The sequence below is a fragment of the Lacinutrix jangbogonensis genome (assembly GCF_000797445.1).
GTDB lineage: Bacteria > Bacteroidota > Bacteroidia > Flavobacteriales > Flavobacteriaceae > Lacinutrix > Lacinutrix jangbogonensis.
The window spans coordinates 1-21643 of record NZ_JSWF01000034.1; the positions used below are offsets into that span (position 1 = coordinate 1).

Consider the following 21643-nt stretch of genomic DNA (forward strand, 5'->3'; position numbering starts at 1 on the left):
TTTTTTTATGTTTTATAAAATGGTGTTAATCAACAATTTCCTCTTGCTCTGTTGCAATTAAATACCTTGCAAATAAATCGTTACCTAAAGCAGTTTTAATACTTGATTGTAAGTTTTTATTAACCTTTGCTATGGCATTGTTGTAATCTACAGTTCCAGATTTTAAGTGTTTGCTTATTGACAGAAGTTTACTGTCGTTCGCTTGGTAAGCAGTATAAACTTCTTCTAAAGTCGCATCATTAAATTTAAGGATTGAACGTAATTCTTTTGCTTTAGTGAAAGCAGACTCGTTAATTTTTGCACTATCCTGAGCAAACGCCGATTGTGTTCCAATTAATAGAGCAAAAGCGAAAAAGCAAAATGTAATTAATTTTTTCATTGTTATGTTATTATACGTTAATAACTCAAAGAAAAGCTATTTCCTTAACTATTGCAAATAAAAAAGTACCGAATAGATAATCGGTACTTTATATTTATTTTTATGATCTTATTAAGGACTTATTCTTTTTTCATTTTCATCTCTTTCTTCTTGCCTTTTTTGTGTTTTGCTTTTCCTTGTTTTCCCTTCATCATTTTTCTTTCGACCATCTTGCTATACTTCTCATATTGTTCTTCATTCAAGATTTTTTTCATTTCTCTTTTTGTAGCAATTTGGTGGTCTAATTTCTTATTTTCCATTTTTAGCTTTTCTTCTTGAGATGGTTTTTTATTAGAATCTTTTAATGCCATTCTTTTTTCCATTCCAGCTTTACGTAGCTCAGCATTTTTAATGTTTAGTTTTTCAACGTTGTTTTGCTGTTCTTGAGTAAGATCGAGAGCAAGCGTCATTTTTTTAGCTTGTAGCTTTCCCATTTCTTGTGGATCCATATTTTTAATATGTTCCATCTTTTCTTGTCTTAACTCACTTTTGTTGTGTTTCTTGTCTTGTGCTGTTACTTGTAATGCAAATAATGCTAATGCTACTATTAATAATTTTTTCATTTTTAAATTGTTTTAAATTGTTCAACACTCTTAAGACGCAAAAAAGATATAATGGTTTAATACATGTTTTCTTTTTTTGTTTTAATTAACAGTTTGAGCTCTAGAAACGAGCTCTAATGTTACTTCGTAAAGTGGTTTGCTTTCCATTTTACTTTTAAGCCAAGCAAAATAACTCATTACAAAAATATCTTCACGTTTGGCTTCTACCCAAACAAACGCTTCTTCAATGTTATTAATAAATCGTTCCGTTTTTATGCTTTCAGGGTTTTTATAATAGACTTCAATAAAATGTAAGTAGGTAATTACGCGTTCTTGATTGATGCTTTTTAAATAGGTGAAATAATTTCGTTTAAAGCTAAGTAATCGTGAGTCTACTACATCTATGTTTTCCAATTCTATATGTAAAATTATTTCAGTTAAATTCTTTTTAATAATCCATTCTTTGTCTGTTTTGGTTTCGTAATAATTATCTGTGTGATAGAAAGATTTAAATATAGCGTGTGCTTTTTTATATTTTTTAGATTGAATATAATACATCGCTAAACTTAAATAAATGTCTAGCATTGCTTCGATGTCTTTGTGCTTTTTTAGAATTAGTTTTTCTAATATAGAAATAGCTTGTTCTTGCTGGTTAGAGTAATTTAGATTTAATGCTAATAGTAGATTGTATTTTAGCTTAAAAGTGGAATAGTATTTTTTGTTCTTTTTCAGTAAATGGAGGCGCATAAGTTCTAAATACTCAAGGGATTCGTGGAATTTTTTATTTCTAAATAGTGTATTAGAAACTAAGTATAATACTTGAATATGATAATAGAGTTGTTTCTCTTTACTCTTGTGTAATACTAGTTTTTGATAAGTTTTCACCAAAAAGGGTTCAATTTTAAAGTAGTCTTTGCTTACAAATGCCGACAAACTAACTATGGTAATTAATTGGTAGAAGGACTTAAAAGACATAGAATCGTTTAGACTAATGTTGTGTTCTCTTAATGTGCTTTCTAGTAGTTTTTCGAAATCTAAACCATTCTTTTTGTATTGGTCTTTCGAAATAATCTGTCTTATTTTAGCATAAACGATATTCAGTTGGTCTTCTAGTAAATAGTTTTTCTGATTGTTTTTAGATTTTTCAATAAGATCCTCAAGATCTGCAGATGGATTGGCATATGCGTATTGTATTTTGGTATGATATATTTCATTTAAAATAGGAAACAATAAATGGTCGTTGGCTATAGTTTCAGCTTTATCTAAAATTTTGTAAGCGACCTTATATTGTTTGTGGACTAAAAATGTACGCGAGGCCAAAACATATTTAATAACCTGCATGTCTATTGAGTTCTCTTCCTCTAAACTAGTATTGGCAATAAAATCTATAATAGATTGGTACAAACGTTTTCTTAACGCATGGTAAGCGTTCTTCTGGTTTTTGTTGTACAGTTTTTTAAAAATGGCTTTAGAATCTAACTCGTTTCTAGCTAATAATTTAAAAAGCGTGATGTTTTTAGTATCGGTTCTTTTGTTCTTTTTTTCAAGATGATTAATAAAAAGTTGCTTTTCATCTTTGGATAGAGTAGTAATTATTTCGTTTAAATTTGTCATTTAATCGTCAGTTAAATATATAATATTTGTTTAAATATATCATTAATTATATTTATTTGGCAAAATATATCGTCAGTTTTTTAAAAATATTGTTTTCGTAAACTTTAGATTGTATCGCATATTTGCCATGTAATCATCAAAACAAAATATTATGAAACTAGCAAACAAAAAATGTTTATCTGTTAACGGGTTGTTTAACAACCAACAGAATGTAATTATAAAAGGACGCGTTAATAATTATGTAAAAGCCATAGTTTTAGTTGTTACTTTAAGTGTATCTGCTCTTTTTTCTAAAGACATTCAAAATACATTAATAAGTAATTACAATAAAAGTGTTGCTTTTGTACAAAAACACAACACCGGTGTAATCTTACCATTGGGTGTTTAAAATGAAACATCCATGACTTTAATTTAGTGGCATAGTAGTATGATGCTATGGCTATTCTGTCGAACAAATAAAAAAAAATCAATACATATAAATAGATGAAACTAAAACAAGTAAATATTGCTTTTTTTGTAACGACTGGAGTTTCTGTTTTGGTCTTTATATACCTTGTGTTTTTGGGTTACGATGAGATTAAAACGGTTAAAGATGTTATAAAAATAATAGCGTCAATTTTGTTTCCTATTCCAATGTTGTTTTTTGTGCGTTTTATATTAATTCAGCATTTTATGCCAGAAAACACAGATGCTTATAAGCAAAAAAACCAAAAGCCTGCAACATTACTTTTATTAGGTGCTATTGTAATAAGTTTAGGTTCCATGCAGCTTATAGAGTTTTTAACACAACAAAAATTAGAAAATAATTTAATTTTCGCGCACTTAATTAATTCGACTACAATAAGCAGTTATGTGTTAAATTTTATACTCTACAATAATTTAAAAGTCAACGGTGTTCTTAGTGGTGTGTTATTATCGCTGGCAATTCATGTTTTCTTTTTATCAGTGTAATCAAATTAATTAATCAGGTTCTGAAATATGTTCAGGATAAAAAATTTTAAAATTATGAATCAAGTTTTTAACACTCAGAATTCTAAACCCAAAACGAATAGTAATAAGAGAGAATTGCTATTCACGTTTCAATCAATAATTGTAACAGGTTTATTGGCTTTTACAGCTATCGCATTTTTCTATTATAACGACTTAGCCATTGTTAAAGGTATAAAAGTAGTTTTTGCTCCTTTTTTATCTGTTGTACCATTACTTTTTATTCTATCAATTCTACGCGATTTGCGTAATGGTTTTATAGAAGGTAATTACTCTAAACAAGAGATGATAAAATTTGGTGTTATTACCGTTGCTATTACTGTAGCCTTTACAGGAATCACCTATTTACTATCTCAAATTGGAGCTTTAGAAATATTATTGGCAGCAATAATTGCTATTCTAAGTGCAGTGTTTTTTTTAAGGGCGAAGATTAAAGATATTCTCGGAATGTCCATAATTACAGGAATAGCAGAAGGCATTATTATATACATGATCTTTTTGTTTTGATGACCGATTATTTGTCTTGAATAAACTTTGAATGGCGTAGCTATTTGTTGCGCCATTTTAGAAATATAAATAAATATGAAAAGTTTTTTTACATCATTAAAAAAAGAGAATATAGCATATTCAATTTTAACTAGTCTTGGACTTGCTTTGCTTATTGGTATATTTATAGTGTCTCCAATTATTCAATCCCAATCTTATCATGACTTTAGTGATGCTAAAACATTTTTTAAAATGAATAATTTCTGGAATGTTATATCAAACCTTCCTTTTTTTATAGTTGGCTTTTTAGGAATTTATAACATAAAATTGATTACGGAAAAGAAGTTGCAATATGTTATGTTCTTTAGTAGTATTCTATTTGTTTCAATTGGTTCTACTTACTATCATTTAAATCCAAATAATTACACCTTAATTTTTGATAGACTTCCTATGACTCTACTTTTTATGGCATTATCATCTATAATAATTAGCGAGTTTATTAATGACAAAATTGGAAAGAAATTTTTATTACCAATGCTATTGTTAGGATTGTTTTCTGTTTTATATTGGGTGTTCTTTGAAGATTTATCGTTATACGTTTTTATTCAGTTTTATCCAATGTTGGTAATACCAATAGTACTTGTTTGCTTTAAGTCAAGTTACACACATGCTTATGGATATTGGTTATTATTAGCGTTTTACATAATTGCAAAGGGTTGTGAATATTATGATGTTGAGTTATTTACTAAATTAAAAGTAATTAGTGGCCACTCGATAAAACATATTATGTCTGCAATGGGATTGTATGTTTTATATCGTGTTTATATTAAAAGAAGAAAAATTGAATTTTGAATTGAAAGTATTTATTGCTAGAAACCACGAAAAAAAAGATTAAACAGTAAATAACAATAAATTTAAAACACCTATTATGAATATCAGAAAGATATCATCAGAGAAAATAATATTAGGGTTAGGACTATTAGCGCTTTTATTCTTGTTACTACTTTACTTAAATAATCACTATTTTCATTTCGATTTTGTGTTAATTGGTGTATTTCAAGAACTATTAACTATACCTTGTATATTATTACAACCTCTATTGTTGTTGTTTTCAATACGAGGTTTGTACAAGAAAAAATTTAAAGAAAACAAATATGCATATGCTGCGATAGCTATTCTTACCATTGGAATACTTTTTTCTGTATCTATGTTTATTTCGGTGTAAATAATTTAAAAACAGAAACGATATGAACTCAAAACTCATAAAAGAACTACCTGAATTAGTCGAAAATCAGGTAATATCTCAGGATATTGCTAATACTATAGAACGGTATTACCAATCTAAGCCTAGCGATAACCCTAATCGGTTATTTACTGTATTTGGAGTATTAGGTTCCATTTTAGTTGGTCTTGGTATTACATTAATACTCGCGCATAATTGGGATAATTTCTCCAAAACGATAAAAACGCTATTTGCTTTTACGCCTTTAGTCATTGGACAAATAGTGGTTGCTTTTTCAATTTTAAAGAATAAAAGTCAAACATGGAAAGAAGCTTCAGGTGCATTTCTGTTTTTTGCCGTTGGAGCATCTATAGCAATGGTGAGCCAGATTTATAATATTCCAGGAAACTTTGCTAATTATATGCTCGTTTGGATTTTACTTTGTGTACCATTAATTTATCTTTTAAAATCTAACGCGCTGGCATTATTGCATATTATTTATGCAACTATTTATGCCTGTAACTATGGTTATGCTTATGGTGGTAAAGCACCTTGGCTGTTTTTAGTTCTTAGTTTATTGCTATTTCCATATTATATAAAGTTGTTAAGAAGTAGACCTAAAGCTAACATTACTTCGGTTTTTAACTGGTTATTACCACTAAGTTTAATTATTACTTTGGGCTCATTTTTAATAAAATTTGAGGAACTTATTTTCTTGTCTTATATTATTTTATTTGGTTTGTTTTACAATTTAGGCAAATTGCCAAAATTCGATAATCTAAAATTAAGACAAAACGGGTATCTGGTTTTGGGTTCTTTTGGAACTGTCGTTTTATTGTTGATTGCTAGTTTTAGATGGATTTGGGACGACGTATTAGAAATTGTTTCATTCTCTGGAAAAGAAACAACAGCAGTTTTAGTCTTATTAATATTAGCGGTTTTTGTTTTAGTTTATCTATTTCTAAAAAAACGTGTTGATAAATTCAATCTCTTCCATTTTATATTTATAATCATGTCGCTCTTATTTTTTGTTGGTTTATCAAATGATATTGCACCAACAATTATTACCAACATACTTTTATTAATCTTAGGAATAAACGCCATAAAAATAGGAATAGACAAAATGCATTTTGGTGTTTTAAATTACGGATTAGTCATTATTACGGCATTAATATTCTGTAGGTTTTTTGATACTAATATGAGTTTTGTTATCCGCGGATTATTATTTGTATTCGTTGGTGTTGGCTTTTTTGTAACCAATTACGTGATGCTTAAAAAGCAGAAATCGAAAGACTTGAATGATGAGATACTAGCACAAGTTCAGCAGGATGAAAATAATATTTTAAAATAATAGCGATGAAGAATATAAAATCAAAATACGTGTTTTTGCTATTTATAGTAATAGCAGTAGCGCAATTATTTGTGCCAGCACAAATGATTTTTGGACAAGAAGAAATTTTAACTAAAGGAAAAGCCTATAAGTTTAAAACACAACCAATAGATCCCAGCGATCCTTATCGTGGCAAATACATAACCTTGAGATACGATATGAATTCTGCAGTTTCTAACGATTCTATTTGGGAGCGCAAACAAGAGGTTTATGTTTATATAAAAGAAGATAGTTTGGGTTTTGCTGAGTTGGTAGAGGTCAGTAAGGCACCTATAAATACTGAAAATGATTTTGTTATTGCTGAACTGCGTAGTAATTATAGTAACCCACATAAAGTGTTTTTTAATTTACCATTCGATCGTTTTTATATGGAAGAAAGCAAAGCCAAACCAGCAGAAGACGCTTTTAGAAAAGCACAGCGCGACGCATTACCTAATAACACCTATGCTTTGGTTTATATAAAAGATGGTGATGCCGTTTTAAAAGATGTTTTAATAAATGAAATTTCTATTGCAGATTATGTGGAGGAGTAAATTTCATCTTCTATTATTTATATAAAGTGTTAATCTATAATATAAAAGGCTCATAAAAAGAATAGTAACAACTGTTTGTGCAGACTCACGATTTGTATTGATATTTATTAATTCGTTTATAATATTAGCACCGAAAAAGCTTAATATAATTCTAACGAATGTTATTTTTAAATAGTTCATGTAGACATTTCAAATTTAGACTGTTTATTATTAGTCTTTAGTTTGTTTTATAAGGTCTTGTTGAATTAAATTCTCAATCAGGAATCTCAATATTACTGTCTTTAAAAAATATTGTGTTATTATAACTTGATCAAGAAGGAGTCTCAATTGATCTTATACTTTTAATGTAAATCTCAAATCAAAAACCCATCATTAACCACAGTCTCAAAAATTAACTAACTTTACAAAACCAACAATTAATTCAACTAAACACATGAAAAAAATAATATTCATATTAGCATTTGCTTTTATTTTCTCTTGTAAAGAAGACGTGAAACAAACAGAAACGATAGAAATTATAGAAATCGAAACACCTAAAACCATAATGCAAACCAATCTAGACAAATATGTAAGTGTAAAACTAACTGCAGATTTAAGCGTATTGTCTGAAAAAGAAAAACAAATGCTGCCTATTTTAATTAATGCAGCCACTAAAATGAACGCCTTGTTTTGGTTCGAATCTTATGGAGATCGCAATGAGTTGTTAAATGGTATTACAGATGAAGACACCAAAAACTACGTAAATATTAATTATGGTCCTTGGGATAGATTAGATAACAATAAGTCATTTGTAGAAGGAATAGGAGAGAAGGCAAAAGGCGCGAATTTCTACCCAAAAGACATGACCAAAGCCGAATTTGAAAACGCTAAGATGGAAAATAAGTCTAGCCTTTACAATTTTGTAAGACGCGATGGAGAAGGGAAATTATATACCATACCTTATCACAAACAATTTGAAGCTGAAGTAAAAGAAGTGTCAAATTTACTATTGAAAGCTGCTGAATTAGCAGAAGACAAGGGCTTGAAAAACTATTTAGAGTTAAGGGCTGGAGCTGTCTTAAATGACGATTACCAAAAAAGTGATTTCGCTTGGATGGATATGAAAACAAACACTTTAGACATTGTAATTGGTCCTATTGAAACTTACGAAGATCAATTGTTTGGAAACAAAGCGGCTCACGAAGGTTATGTGTTGATTAAAGATCAAGAATGGAGTGCTAAACTGACTAGATTTAGTAGCTTTTTACCAGAGCTTCAAAAAGGATTGCCTGTTGGCGCAAAATATAAAAAAGAAAAACCAGGAACAGATAGCGATTTAAACGCTTACGATGTAGTTTTTTATGCTGGAGATTGTAATTCTGGAAGTAAAACTATTGCTATTAATTTACCAAACGACGAGGATGTTCAGCTTAAAAAAGGAACAAGACGCTTGCAACTTAAAAATGCAATGCGTGCGAAGTTCGATAAAATATTAATGCCAATCTCACAGGTTTTAATAGAAGAAAGCCAACGTAGACATATTACTTTCGATGCTTTTTTTGCAAACACAATGTTTCATGAAGTGGCACATGGTTTAGGAATTAAAAACACAATAAACGGAAACGGAACAGTAAGAACGTCGCTTAAAGAACACGCTAGTGCTCTAGAAGAAGGAAAAGCTGATATTTTAGGTTTATATATGGTACAACAACTCCATAAAAAAGGGGAGTTAAAAGAAGATTTAAAAGATAATATGATCACGTTTATGGCTGGTATTTTTAGATCTGTCCGTTTTGGGACGTCGAGTGCGCATGGAAAGGCTAACATGATTCGTTTTAATTTTTTCCAACAAATGGGAGCATTTACAAGAAATGCAGATGGTACTTATAAAGTAAATTTTCAAAAAATGGAAAGTGCTATGGAAATGCTATCTGAAGTTATTTTAACTTATCAAGGTGATGGTGATTATAATGGTGTTTCAAACTTCGTAAAAAACTACGTAAGCATACCTGAGCAATTACAAAAAGATCTAGACCGTTTAAGTGAAGCAAATATTCCTGTAGATGTTGTGTTCGAGCAATGAACAGAAGCATTAGGGTTATAGTATATAGCACAAATTAGGTTACTATATTTTTCTATCTTACTAAAGAAATAAATAATCATATGCCATATTGGTTGCATACACTCATTTTAATATTAGTTATCTATATAGCTATTAGCATTGCATTGTTTTATTTACAAGATTACATTCTATTTAAGCCAGAGAAATTACCAAAAGATTTTCAATTTTTATACGAAAATAAGGAAACCCAAGAATATAATCTGGAAACCAGAGATGGTGCCGTAATTAATAGTGTGTTATTTAAACCTAAAGGAGAATCAAGAGGTTTGGTTTTGTATTTAAAAGGGAATTCTAAAAGTATTAAAGGTTGGGGGAAATTTGCTGTCGATTTTACACGTAATAATTATAGTGTATTAATGGTAGATTATCGTGGTTTTGGAAAAAGTACAGGCAGACGCTCGCAAAAAGCAATAAAAAGAGATTTACAAGAAGTTTATAATAAAGTAAAAGAGCAAACAACCGAAGATAGAATTATTATTTACGGACGTTCATTAGGTTCTGGTTTCGCTACAAAATTGGCCTCAATAAACAATCCTAAAATGTTGGTTTTAGATGCGCCATATTATAGTTTAACAAAAGTAACCAGTCGTTATATGCCTTTTATGCCATTATCAATTGTGTTAAAATATCCACTACCAACTTACAAATGGTTAAAATATGTGCGATGTCCTATTCATATTATTCATGGTACAAATGATAAATTAATACCTTTTAAAAGCAGTATTAAACTTAGTAAAGTGAATCCGAAGCTTACCAAGCTGCATAGTGTTATTGGTGGTGGCCATAAAAATTTGAATAACTTTGAATCTTACCATAAAATGATTCGCGATATTTTAAATTCTAAAGAAGAACTTATGGATCTTTCTACAACAAGTATAAATGTTCAACATGCGAAAAAAAGTAAATCAAAGACTTAAAACAGTATTAAAAATTGGACTCGGTTTATATTTAACGTTTGGCACCTTATTATATATGTTTCAAGAAAAACTATTATTCTTACCAACAGTTTTAGAGCAGGATTATAACTTTAATTTTTCTTATAATTTTGAAGAAATAACACTTAAAACAAATGATGATGCAGCGTTAAATGCTATTCATTTTAAAGCTAAAAATCCCAAAGGCGTTATTTTGTATTTCCACGGAAACGCTGGCAATTTATCCCGTTGGGGAAACATAGCAGAATTTTTTGTAGCCAAAGATTACGATGTTTTAGTGATGGATTATCGCACTTACGGAAAAAGCACTGGTAAGTTAAGTGAGCAAGCCTTTTATAATGATGCTGACTTGTTTTATAATTATTTAAAGAAATACTACAGCGAAGATAAAATAACTTTATACGGACGCTCTCTTGGAACAGGTTTAGCTACTTTTTTAGCCTCAAAACACAAGCCGAAACAACTTATTTTAGAAACACCATATACTAGCATAGCAGCTATTGCTAAACATAGATTTCCATTTTTTCCGATAAATTTATTGTTAAATTACAAATTTCCTTCAAATACATTTATAACAAAAGTTAGCTGTCCAATAACTATATTTCATGGTACAGAGGATGTTGTCGTGCCTTATAAATTTGGAAAGGAATTATCTGAAATTCCACCAAAACAACAAACCACGTTTGTTACTATTGAAGGAGGAAGGCATAATGATTTAATACGATTTGATGCATATTCGGAAGGGATTGATAAGTTACTTTAGTAGATAGTTGGCAATTAAAAGTTGATGATCTGAGAATAAAAAATTATATTTTTTTAGATTTAAAGGATAAACAGATTCATCAACCCATATTTGATCTAATTCGAGTAATGGAATACCAAAAGGCCATGTTGCAGTAAAGCTATCACCATAACTATGAAAGCTGGTAAATGTTTTATGCAAATTTTTAAAGTGAATACTTTCGTAGGGCGTATTAAAATCACCAACAATAATATCTATTTTATTAATGTTTGCATAGGTAATGATGCTTTTTAAAGCATCTTCCTTCGAATAGAACGGGTTTGCATAAACATCAACAATTAAAATGCTTGTTTTTTTATTATCTATTTCTGAAATGATATGATTGAATTTGAATTTATTCTCTTCAGTTTTATACATAATAGACTCAATACTACCTTTAACACCAATAAGCATATTTCCTTTTAGTTTTTTAAAAGTATATTGATTATAAAGATTTTTTAGATTTAAAAAGTCTTTATATGAAACGTTATCAGCTTCTACAAAAGTTAAAATAGCGATGTCTTCAGATGTTGTTTTATCTAAAATAATATCCTCAGGAAAACCGTTCTCGTTTTTAGCAATATTCCAGAATAAAATAGATTTACTTTCTACTGAAGTTGTTTTAGTAATTGCTATAGAATACTGATGATTTAACCAATAATAAACCAAACAGGATTGTAGGATAATTATTAGAAATAGAGCTATTCTGTTTTTTTTGTATAACCATAATATGGTGCAACCAAAACCAATTGTTAAAACTAGAGGTGTAGCATAAAAGAGGATACTTAACGGGAAAAGGTGATCTTTTAAAACGAAATGTAATAGAATAAAAAAAGCATACACTCCAAGAGTGTATGCTTTATATTTATTTAAGAATGTAATCATGTATTAAATCACATCAACAAACAAACCGTCATCGGTTTTGCTAACCTTAGCAACACCAAGTTTGGTTAATCCTTTAATCGTTTTATCCCACTTTTTATTACTTAAACCAGATTGAGATTTCAAGTCGTTTAAATCAATTGGAGAATTCTTTTTTAAGATTTCAAACACTGCCTTTTCATCATCACTCATTGCCACTCCTTTTTTCTCTGGTCGCATTTGCGGGAAGAATAACACTTCTTGTATCGATTGGTTATTAGTTAAAAACATAATTAATCTGTCCATTCCAATACCCATTCCAGATGTTGGAGGCATACCATATTCTAAAGCACGTAAAAAGTCTTCATCTATAAACTCTGTAGCTTCGTCATCTCCTTTTTGAGCTAATTTTAATTGGTGCTCAAAACGCTCACGTTGGTCTATTGGATCGTTAAGTTCAGAATAAGCATTCGCTATTTCTTTACCACAAACCATCAACTCAAAACGTTCTGTTAATTCTGGGTTGTCACGATGTTCTTTACACAGCGGGCTCATTTCTTTTGGGTAATCTGTAATAAAGGTTGGCTGGATGTAATTACCTTCACATTTTTCACCAAAAATTTCATCTATAAGCTTCCCTTTTCCCATGGTTGCGTCCACATCAATGCCCATACCTTTTGCAGCATCAAAAATTTCAGCTTCCGTTTTGCCATAAATATCAAAACCAGTAAATTCTTTTATAGAATCGGCCATGGTAATACGTTTATAAGGCGCTTTAAAGTTTACTTTATGCTCTCCAAAAGTAGCTTCGCTAGTTCCATTTACTGCAATTGCACAATGTTCTAAAAGTTTCTCACAGAAATCCATCATCCAATTATAGTCTTTATAAGACACATAAATTTCCATGGCTGTAAATTCTGGATTATGGGTGCGATCCATACCTTCGTTTCTAAAGTTTTTAGAAAACTCATAAACACCATCAAAACCGCCAACAATTAAACGTTTTAGGTACAACTCGTTAGCAATTCTCATGTATAACGGAATGTCTAAACTGTTGTGATGTGTCATAAAAGGACGTGCAGCAGCGCCACCAGGAATAGGTTGTAATATTGGTGTTTCTACTTCAAAATAACCAGCGTCATTAAAGAAATTACGCATGGCGTTAAATAACTTTGTACGCTTTATAAATACTTCTTTTACGTGTGGATTTACAGCTAAATCTGCATAACGTTGTCTGTAACGCATTTCTGGATCTGTAAAAGCATCGTAAGTTTTACCATCTTTTTGTTTAGGAATAGGTAATGGCTTTAATGCTTTACTTAGCATTTTAAAGTGTTTTACCATCACTGTTTTTTCACCAACTTGAGTGGTAAACAGCTCGCCTTCTACACCAATAATATCTCCTAAATCTAATAATTTTTTAAAGACATCATTATATAATGTTTTATCTTCTCCTGTACATATTTCATCTCTATTAAAGTAGAGTTGAATACGTCCTTCAGAATCTTGTAACTGTGCAAAAGAGGCTTTGCCTTGTATGTTAATTGCCATCAATCTTCCAGCAATAACTACCTGTTTACCTTCCTTAAATTCCTGTTTTATTTCTTTAGAGGTTTCAGAAACTGGAAATAAATCGGCTGGATAAGGATTTATTCCTAAATCGCGAAGCTTTGCTAGCTTTTCTCTTCGTACGAGCTCTTGCTCAGATAATTGTGACATAATACGTTTTTAATGTAAAAATTTTAAGCCACAAAGATAGTACTTTGTAACAAAAGGCAATAGATTGCGTCCTATTTATACATCATCAATCAACATGTACTGAATTCATTTCAGTATCTAAATCAAAAATTATGAGTATTTGGAGAGTTATCCTTTCAATCATTTGTCCACCTTTAGCTGTCATAGATAAAGGTTGTGGCTCAGTAGTTATCACTTTTTTATTATGGCTTTGCGGTTGGGTTCCAGGCGTAATTGCAGCTTTAGTAATCTTGAATAATCCGAAAAATTAGTAGGCAGTAATTAGTCTGCACTAGGTAGTCTTCAGTAAACAGTCTTGAGTGAGCCGTTTTCTGCAGGCAGTAACTAGTCGCAGTTTACACTAAATAAAATTTCGAGGAAGCATAAGAGTAATCGAACAACAGTGTCTTTTCCTTAGGAAAAGAGTCAGAAAAGGATTTCTTTTAGTATTCAATAGGGTGTAATCAGTTTTTAGAATCTCATCTGCCGCTTTGAGAGCGTTTTTTTTAGAATTCAGTTTAGCACTCTTAGCGCAATAGTTATGATAACTTTCAAACTTATTGTAATTTTGTAGTCTATGAACAAAAAAATCACACTTCAAGATTTAGGTACTAAAGATTTTAAAGACACTTGGGATTACCAAGAGGAATTATTTAAAGGTATTATAGATACTAAGATTAAGAATAGAAGAGAAGATGCTGGTTTAGAAACCAATAACTACTTTTTGTTTGTAGAACACCCTCATGTTTATACTTTAGGTAAAAGTGGTGATGTGTCTAATTTATTGTTAGATGAAAAACAACTTACCGAAAAAGGAGCCACTTTTTACAAGATAAATAGAGGTGGAGATATTACGTATCATGGTCCAGGGCAAATTGTTGGTTATCCTATTATAGATTTAGATAATTTTTTTACAGACATCCATAAATACCTTCGTTTTTTAGAAGAAATGATAATCCTTACACTCGAAGAATACGGTTTAAAAGCTGAGCGTTCTCCAGGAGAAACCGGAGTTTGGTTAGATGTAGGTACACCATTTGCTAGAAAAATTTGTGCTATGGGCGTTCGCGCCAGTCGTTGGGTTACTATGCATGGTTTTGCATTAAATGTAAATGCTAATTTGGGGTATTTCGATAATATTATTCCTTGTGGCATTCGCGGAAAAGCAGTGACTTCTCTTAATGTAGAATTAGGAAAAAAAGAAGTTGATGAAGCTGAAGTTAAAGCAAAGCTAACAAAACATTTTGCTACGCTTTTTGAAGCTGAGTTGGTTTAAACTGTAAAGTTGTTTTCGTTTAACGTTTAGTATATGAAAAGTAGGCGGTTTGAAGCTCCGAACTTTCGGTTAAGCGCAAAGTTTGATATAAGCCAAAAACTTTGATTCTACTGTTATTTCTCCTATTTTTTATATGCGTTGTTGTAGGCCGTGTATTTATTTTGTAGTAGTTGAATCCTCGGCAACAGGAGTAATAGTTGCAAATTCATTAGAGTATGTTACTTTCCACGAATCATCAATCTTTTTAAAAACTAATGTTGCTGCAAATGGATCTATTTTGAACTGCTGCTTGTCTTTAAATGTTGCATGTCCAGTTCCAATATAAGTCATGATGACATTCTTCTTGTCAATATATGTAAATAGAATGTCGGTTTCATTGTATGTTTGATGGTCCACTGCATCAAAATATTCTTTATTTGATTTGATATAACCAGTATAATCAGCAACTACTCCATTGCTAATGGCAATAAATTCAGGACTGTTTAAGTAAGGTTCGGTTGCCTTTTCAAAATTTCCAGCTTCACTATTCTCAATAATTTGATTGATTACCACTTCAACTTCCGTTTTAATAGTTGCTTTATCTTGGTCACTTAATACTTCTTTTTTTTTGTATCACATGATGTAAGTAATAAAGTTGCTAGAGTCAGTATTGTCAGAGTTAATTTTTTCATTATTGTGAATTTTTATGGTTAATATAAATGGTTTTAAATTGCCTACAATGCATTGATAAAAAAGCGTTTCAATGTTTTTTATCAGATGTTAAACGAAGTTAACGGTTTTTTTTGGCAAAGTCAAGTCCTAAAGATCTGCTAATCTAAAAAAAAATTAACGCTTCTTATTTTTTAAAAATTTCAAAAATAATTTTTCTCTAAATCTAAAACAGGCAACGTTTCACTAGAAATTGTAATGGGTTTGTTTTTTTCTAATACCAAATGTTGAATAGTAGAGCCAGTAGTTATTGTAAATGGTAATGCTATTGGTGCATTAGTGGATAGAACGTTATAACTGTTATTTCCTGTTTTTGTGATTTTGAAATCTAGTTTTTGTGTGGTACGCAAGTAGAAATCAAAAAAAGGTTTTAAGTCTTTTTTAGAGCGTTTGCTAAAAAGTTGTTCTACATTGCCCGTTTTTACAGTATTATCATAAGTGTATTTTGGTTTTGTAGCTAATTCTTTTAAAGTTTTATAAAATAGGTCGTCTCCAACTACTGTTTTTAGAGAATGCATAAAAAAAGCACCTTTAAAATATAAGTCGCTAGTATAGGTATCTGCTTCTTTAATATGTTCGCCTAAAACTAGTGCTTGTTTATTTTTAATTCGGTTTTTATACTTACTTATAATACTATCGTATGCTTTAGCGCCACCAAGTTCTTTAAATAGAAAAGATTCAATATAGGTGCCTATGCCTTCTTGAATCCACATGTGTGCCCAATCGCTATTTGTGACTTTGTTAGCAAACCATTCATGACCAAATTCATGATATAAGTTTGCAGAATAGGGTTGTCCATGAACTGTTTTAAAATTAAAAGCATCACCAAACGTTATCATGGTTTGATGTTCCATACCAGGATTTGGAACATGCGCAATGCCAATTTTTTCTTTTACCCAAGGATATTCACCAAGATATTTTTCTAGAATTCGAGTGTCTCTTTCTCTAATATCTAATACTTTATTTGCATGCTTTTTGTCTTCTTCTAAAATGTAAAATTCCATAGGAACTTTATTGTTATCTATAGTGGTGTATTGTCGTTTTTCAATGTGATAATTGGCAATATTAAAGACTATACAATAGTTGCTAATGGTATAATTTGTTTTCCAATGAAATTCTGTTGTGCTATTCGTTTTTTGAGTTTCGCTTTCAAGTAATCCGAAGCTGGCTACTTTTAAGCCATTAGGAACAGTAACATACAAATCGACACCATCATTAGGCTCATCGCTTGGGTGGTCTTTACATGGAAAATATATTTTACCACCTTCGCCTTGACAATTAATGGCTACCCAAGGATTACCTGCTTTATCTTTAGTCCATGTAAAACCGCCATCCCAAGGTGGCTTAATTGCAACTGGAGGTTTTCCGCCATAGTTAATTTTAATAGTTTGCTTTCCTGCTTGAAAGGTTTTACTATCTGTAATATAAATGTAGTCTTGTTTTTGAAAAAAGTGCTTGGGCGCACCATTAACTGTTATTTTTTCAACTTTTAAAAAATGAACCAAGTCAAATAGTATAGAATCTGTTGGTTTTAAAAGCATAACATCTATAGTAGTGTAACCTTTAATAGCCTCGTTTTTAATATCTATATCCAAATTAATAGTATAATGCCTAATATCCATATTAGCTTGAAGTGGATGTATTTCTCCTCCAGAAGTCATGTAACTAATATCTCGACCTTGAGCTATTGTGGACGTTGATAAAAATGCTAAAAAAGTAAAAGTTAGAACTTGTAATTGGGTCATGAGAACTTCAGATTAGGAATATGAAGTTAGCCTTTTTTATTCGGAATACAAAAAATGTATTTGAGATCCCATTTGAGATGGTTAAGCGTTATTTTTATTAAAACGAGATGTGCTTAATTTCTAATGCTTTTATAGATGAATTTTAAAAAGCAGCGGTATCTAAACCTTTTAAATTGTATTAATAAATGAAAATGGTAGTCACTTTGTCGAAATTATACTATTATTAAAATATGATTTATTAATGAAATAGGTAAAGCCTATCTTCGACTCTTATTAATAGAGATCTTTCTAAGTTTTTACTTTAGGTTTTAAAGCAAGTGTCCTTAAATTCAACTATTAAATTCTAATTCGTATTCAATTTTGGGATTAATTGTAACTGTTGGAAGCGTATATGTCGTATTCCTTCTTTATTGCCCATTAAATTACTACTCGAAATAAACATTAAATAAAATGTATTATTGTTTTCGTAAGTATGTATAATACGTTTGCCTATATCTAATCTATCTCTAGTAGATTCTTTCTCAAAGGAGTTAAAGAATGTATCGATGGAAGTTCCTTTTTTTTGTGTAATAATATAGCCAGTCATCCAACTACCATTCTCAAGATTCTTTCTATCACTAATTTTTATGTCGTATCCTGGATCTTTAAAGAACTTTAATTGATTTTTCCATGCGCTTTTGTTTTTAGAATAGAATGTAACAGTTTGCCTATGCCTATCTACAAGAGTGCCTTCGTTGTTATTAATCTGATTAAAAAGCGCTATACTATCTTTTGGAACACTTCCTAGCTTTAGTTTGTAATCTGAATTTGAAAATATTTCTAATCCTTGAGATGTGAGTTTGGAGCCAAAAGTTGTTGATTTTAATTTGTCTATTGCATATTCTACCTTTCTGCCTAATAAATGGGTTTTAACTCCAGAAGTGTCTCCTGATTTACTATTAATCATCAATTTTGGTTGAACCAATGTCATCGTTTCTAATTCTAAACCTACCCATGTATCCTTACCAGGGCTTGTTATATATTCATTTGTGGTTCCCATTCTAAAGAATCCAAAAAAGGCAAGTCCTAATTCTAAAATAAAAGCAGAATATAAACCATACTTCATTTTTTGATCAATATTAATCTTGCCTGCCATAGCAAGCAACGTGAAAATGAAAGTGATAACAAATAGAATTACAACGACTGTAAAGAGGATGTTGAATTGTTGTGGTGTCATAATAGCGAGTTTTGTTTATCTGCAGTTTTTTTTTTTTTTTTTGACAAATGTTTATCAATTAAAAACTGTTTTAATACTGAAAAAAGTTCAGCACAAATGGTTTTATCAGATGTTAAACGAAGTTAGCCGTTTTTTTTGACAAAGTCAAACTGTAAAATCAAGATTCAATAAGATTAAGTTTATCCTTCAGAATTAAAAAACGCCTTATAATATGGTGTTTTCTTCTTAATAACCACGTTCCAAATATTCTTGAGCTGCATCTAGTACATCGATATCTAGTTTTATTTGTATGTCTAGCTAAAAATAGAAATCACGTTATTAATCTTTAAGTCAAAATTCTATTACTCTAAAATCATAAAGGTTTTCTTTTTTCTACCTTCACTCATCATAATAAATTTATCCATTTCATAAGTGCCAAGACCAGGTAAGTAGAACGTATTTCTTCTATTATCTTGTATTTTATTATAAGACACGTCTCCATTTTTAGAATACTCAAAATCGTATAAAGAAGAAGATTCAAGCCAACCTTTAGATACTTTTGTTCTACCATCTTTTTTCTCAGCAAGGTTTTTCCCAGAATTTAATATGACATGTAATTGGTCGTTTTTTATAAAAGCATTGTAAGAGGGAGAATTTGCCCTTTTAAATATGCTTCTTCCCCAAGTTAAATCTCCACTAGGACTAAATTTTAAAATCAAAACATCGTCATAATGGTAAATTGTTTGATAATAACCACCAGCATTTCCTGTTTGAACATAAGTTTGTGTGATGTAAAATTCTTCGGCAATTAAAAAAGTACCACCTTTACTATCAGTAAGGACATAATCTATATCGAAGTTTCTTAACTCTTTCTTTTTCTTGTTTTTCCTTTTAGCAGTTCTATAACCATACAAATCTTTATAGACTTGTTTAGGTAGTGCTTGGGCTTTGTTTGTTTTAATACTAAAGTTATTAGTATCAATTACAAAATCGCAGCCTCCTTTTATTCTACCAACATTTAATTCGGAATAAAAGCCAAGCAAATGTAATTGGTTATTAGTTTGAGAGATGCTTAAAGATTGTATATGCTCATCTTTTAAATCTATTACTAATTCGGTGTTTTCGTCCTTTGTTATTTTGTTTAATACAAACTGGTAATTGGCGTCTCCATTAAACTTTTTATTAGACTTTCCATTTAAAAACAGTTTACCTAACGAATACACATTACTGTTGTTGTCTATATATAAATCGTTATGTTTAAATGTGCGTTTCTCGTTTTCTTGATACGCTTTTTTGTAAATTAATTTTTCTGTTTCGGCATCGAAAACACGAATGGTGTATGCGTTTTTATTTTTCCTAACATTATCTGTGGCTATAGCAAAGTACTTGCCATTTGGAGATAAAGAAAAACTTGTATTGTGGTTTTTTCTAGAGCCAAATAGACTTTGTTTTTTCTCAACGGTAGCTTTAAAAATTAGAGTTCTAGTGTAAGCTTTAGAAGATAAATCGAGTGTGTGACAATACAATATACGTTCATCCTTTTTTTGAGCATACACAGTAAATAGCTTTATTTGATTATTATAGAACAAATCGCCAACATAGCTTTCCTTTTTACTGCTTTCAACAACTTTTGTAAATGTCTTGTTAAGTTTATTATCGAAAATATCAAAAAGTAAATCTCTCTTAGCATTTCTTACAATGCCAGTTTCTCCAGATTTAGAAGTACGAATAGCAATAACATCTATAGACTTTACTTTATCTTTATATTCAGTGCTTTCACTAACTTTTAAGTTTGTTGTAGATTGCGAAATTGATAAATGCGAAATGGCAAGCATGCAAAGGATTAGTGTTTTTTTCATAGAAACTTTAAATTAATTAGTGCGCGTAAAATAAATATCATTTTTGAAACGGAACATTTTATTTTACCAAATTATAACTACCCGTTTGGATTACAACTAACCTTCAGAATTAAAAAACACCTTATAATAGTGCATTTTCTTTTCTTCATCATAGCCACGTTCTAAATATTCCTGTGCTGCATCTGGAGCATCGATATCCAGTTTTATTTGAATATTAGTATCTAGCTTTATATCCGTTTTAATTTTTTTCTTGTCCTTTTTTACAACGGCTTCTGCCAAATCAAATTGGTTACGGAGTAGTACATTTTGCTCGCCTTCGTATTCCTTTTTAAAATCTTCAAAAAGTTGAATGTGTTTTTCTTCGTTAAACACTTCTTCTTTAAAACGTTCTACATTTATAATTTCATTCTCCTTGAAATAGTCTATAGTTTTTGCTAAAAAAATGTTGCGCTCTTGTTCGCCAAAGCTGGTTTTTAAAATTTCGGTAGAAAACTCACTACACATATCCAGATAGTTGTGTGTATGGTTGTTACTATCGTCTGCATACTTAATATTTAAGAATTTTTCTAGCCAATATTGTGCGTCGTAACTGTTGTTGTCTACAGTTAAAATAATATTGCCCTCCATATCTGTTTGATTTAAAATCAAACAACCTTTATCTACTTTTTTAGAAGAGATTCCTTTTTGTACCAAAACATCATAACTGTTGTTTTCTAAATAGGTTTGAAAGAAATTAATCTTGTTTTCAATTTTAAAAATGCCAATTGCATTGGTTACCATTTCTTTATATTCAATACCTTCGAAAACAGCAACCAAAACATCTCCTGTTTTTATTTGTGCAGAATCACTTTGCTCGAATAAATGTTTTACAATATTTTTTGAAGTTTCTATAAATGCGTTGTCGTCCGTGAAAATTTGTGTCGCATACGCATTAATTTCATTTAACTCCACATTTGCATGATGGTTAAAACGATAGCTCTGTACTACTGAACCAAAAGGCCTTAGTAAAAAGGGTAGCATGAGCTCATAACTAGCTTCGTCGAAATGAATTTCCTTCTCTGAAAACGCATTTTTAGTGTCGTTATGTTTGTTGCCAACTTTGTGGATTATAAATTTTGAAATGCTTGCGCCTTTGCGTGTAATCATCTTGAAAATGTAGGTTTGTTTTACGAATTACAATAGTAAACAATTATGTAGAAAAAAGGAATAAAAAAACCAAAGACTTTGCTTCTGTTTTGAAGTTGTTTAGTAAG

General features: G+C 30.3%; 22 protein-coding genes. 12 read left to right on the forward strand and 10 right to left on the reverse strand.

The window, feature by feature from the left end; translation table 11 throughout:
* Positions 1-25: 25 nt before the first annotated feature.
* From RH82_RS14145 to RH82_RS14155, 3 genes are all read right to left on the reverse strand, one after another.
* The gene (locus tag RH82_RS14145) at positions 26-379 is read right to left on the reverse strand and encodes a hypothetical protein (protein ID WP_034061687.1); all 354 of its coding nucleotides are present in this window, start codon (positions 377-379) and stop codon (positions 26-28) included.
* A gap of 119 nt (positions 380-498) precedes the next feature.
* Complete coding sequence (locus RH82_RS14150; RefSeq protein ID WP_034061690.1) at positions 499-981, reverse strand: hypothetical protein; 483 nt, start codon at positions 979-981, stop codon at positions 499-501.
* Positions 982-1062: 81 nt separating this feature from the next.
* Entirely contained in the window at positions 1063-2574 is a 1512-nt protein-coding gene (locus tag RH82_RS14155; protein WP_034061693.1) for a hypothetical protein, read from the reverse strand.
* A 151-nt stretch (positions 2575-2725) separates the two neighbouring features.
* Here RH82_RS14155 and RH82_RS14160 point away from each other — a divergent pair, with 151 nt between their 5' ends.
* The 10 genes from RH82_RS14160 (at position 2726) to RH82_RS14200 (ending at position 10991) form a co-directional block, all read left to right on the forward strand.
* Positions 2726-2962 (forward strand): hypothetical protein, encoded by a 237-nt coding sequence (locus RH82_RS14160; RefSeq protein ID WP_034061695.1) that lies wholly within the window; start codon positions 2726-2728, stop codon positions 2960-2962.
* A 95-nt stretch (positions 2963-3057) separates the two neighbouring features.
* Positions 3058-3525 carry a hypothetical protein gene (locus tag RH82_RS14165; protein ID WP_034061697.1) on the forward strand — a complete coding sequence of 156 codons (468 nt, stop codon included), beginning with the start codon at positions 3058-3060 and terminating at the stop codon, positions 3523-3525.
* 54 nt (positions 3526-3579) lie between these two features.
* The gene (locus RH82_RS14170; RefSeq protein WP_034061699.1) at positions 3580-4068 is read left to right on the forward strand and encodes a hypothetical protein; all 489 of its coding nucleotides are present in this window, start codon (positions 3580-3582) and stop codon (positions 4066-4068) included.
* Positions 4069-4143: 75 nt separating this feature from the next.
* Positions 4144-4899 carry a ceramidase domain-containing protein gene (locus tag RH82_RS14175; RefSeq protein ID WP_034061702.1) on the forward strand — a complete coding sequence of 252 codons (756 nt, stop codon included), beginning with the start codon at positions 4144-4146 and terminating at the stop codon, positions 4897-4899.
* A 76-nt stretch (positions 4900-4975) separates the two neighbouring features.
* On the forward strand, positions 4976-5272 hold the full coding sequence (locus RH82_RS18450; RefSeq protein WP_156112489.1) for a hypothetical protein: 297 nt from the start codon (positions 4976-4978) through the stop codon (positions 5270-5272).
* Positions 5273-5294: 22 nt separating this feature from the next.
* On the forward strand, positions 5295-6620 hold the full coding sequence (locus RH82_RS14180) for a DUF2157 domain-containing protein (protein WP_034061704.1): 1326 nt from the start codon (positions 5295-5297) through the stop codon (positions 6618-6620).
* A gap of 5 nt (positions 6621-6625) precedes the next feature.
* A complete protein-coding gene (locus RH82_RS14185) occupies positions 6626-7192 on the forward strand; it encodes a GDYXXLXY domain-containing protein (protein WP_034061706.1) in 567 nt (188 codons plus the stop codon).
* 433 nt (positions 7193-7625) lie between these two features.
* Positions 7626-9254 (forward strand): dipeptidyl-peptidase 3 family protein, encoded by a 1629-nt coding sequence (locus tag RH82_RS14190; protein ID WP_034061708.1) that lies wholly within the window; start codon positions 7626-7628, stop codon positions 9252-9254.
* A gap of 80 nt (positions 9255-9334) precedes the next feature.
* The gene (locus tag RH82_RS14195) at positions 9335-10210 is read left to right on the forward strand and encodes an alpha/beta hydrolase (protein ID WP_034061710.1); all 876 of its coding nucleotides are present in this window, start codon (positions 9335-9337) and stop codon (positions 10208-10210) included.
* Entirely contained in the window at positions 10182-10991 is an 810-nt protein-coding gene (locus RH82_RS14200) for an alpha/beta hydrolase (RefSeq protein WP_241148073.1), read from the forward strand. Before RH82_RS14195 ends, RH82_RS14200 begins: the two co-directional genes overlap by 29 nt.
* Here RH82_RS14200 and RH82_RS14205 read toward each other — a convergent pair.
* Together RH82_RS14205 and lysS are read right to left on the reverse strand one after the other, a co-directional pair.
* Entirely contained in the window at positions 10983-11894 is a 912-nt protein-coding gene (locus tag RH82_RS14205) for an endonuclease/exonuclease/phosphatase family protein (RefSeq protein WP_034061714.1), read from the reverse strand. The two genes, RH82_RS14200 and RH82_RS14205, sit on opposite strands and share 9 nt — an antisense overlap.
* Positions 11895-11897: 3 nt before the next feature.
* Positions 11898-13589: a lysine--tRNA ligase gene (lysS, locus tag RH82_RS14210; protein WP_034061717.1), complete on the reverse strand. Its 1692-nt coding sequence runs from the start codon at positions 13587-13589 to the stop codon at positions 11898-11900.
* A 131-nt stretch (positions 13590-13720) separates the two neighbouring features.
* Between lysS and RH82_RS18235 the strand changes: the two genes are divergently transcribed.
* Entirely contained in the window at positions 13721-13879 is a 159-nt protein-coding gene (locus RH82_RS18235) for a YqaE/Pmp3 family membrane protein (RefSeq protein WP_081979269.1), read from the forward strand.
* A gap of 305 nt (positions 13880-14184) precedes the next feature.
* Positions 14185-14883, forward strand: a complete 699-nt coding sequence (gene lipB, locus RH82_RS14215; RefSeq protein ID WP_034061720.1) for a lipoyl(octanoyl) transferase LipB — start codon at positions 14185-14187, stop codon at positions 14881-14883.
* A gap of 156 nt (positions 14884-15039) precedes the next feature.
* Here lipB and RH82_RS14220 read toward each other — a convergent pair whose 3' ends face one another.
* The 5 genes from RH82_RS14220 to RH82_RS14240 all read right to left on the reverse strand — a co-directional run bounded on the left by RH82_RS14220 (position 15040) and on the right by RH82_RS14240 (position 21536).
* Positions 15040-15435: a nuclear transport factor 2 family protein gene (locus tag RH82_RS14220; protein WP_034061722.1), complete on the reverse strand. Its 396-nt coding sequence runs from the start codon at positions 15433-15435 to the stop codon at positions 15040-15042.
* A 299-nt stretch (positions 15436-15734) separates the two neighbouring features.
* Complete coding sequence (locus RH82_RS14225) at positions 15735-17336, reverse strand: M1 family metallopeptidase (RefSeq protein WP_034061724.1); 1602 nt, start codon at positions 17334-17336, stop codon at positions 15735-15737.
* Between the two features lie 343 nt (positions 17337-17679).
* Positions 17680-18552, reverse strand: a complete 873-nt coding sequence (locus RH82_RS14230; RefSeq protein WP_156112490.1) for a hypothetical protein — start codon at positions 18550-18552, stop codon at positions 17680-17682.
* Between the two features lie 341 nt (positions 18553-18893).
* Positions 18894-20390 carry a hypothetical protein gene (locus RH82_RS14235; RefSeq protein ID WP_034061727.1) on the reverse strand — a complete coding sequence of 499 codons (1497 nt, stop codon included), beginning with the start codon at positions 20388-20390 and terminating at the stop codon, positions 18894-18896.
* Between the two features lie 96 nt (positions 20391-20486).
* Positions 20487-21536, reverse strand: a complete 1050-nt coding sequence (locus RH82_RS14240; RefSeq protein ID WP_034061729.1) for a nucleoid-associated protein — start codon at positions 21534-21536, stop codon at positions 20487-20489.
* Between the last annotated feature and the right edge of the window lie 107 nt (positions 21537-21643).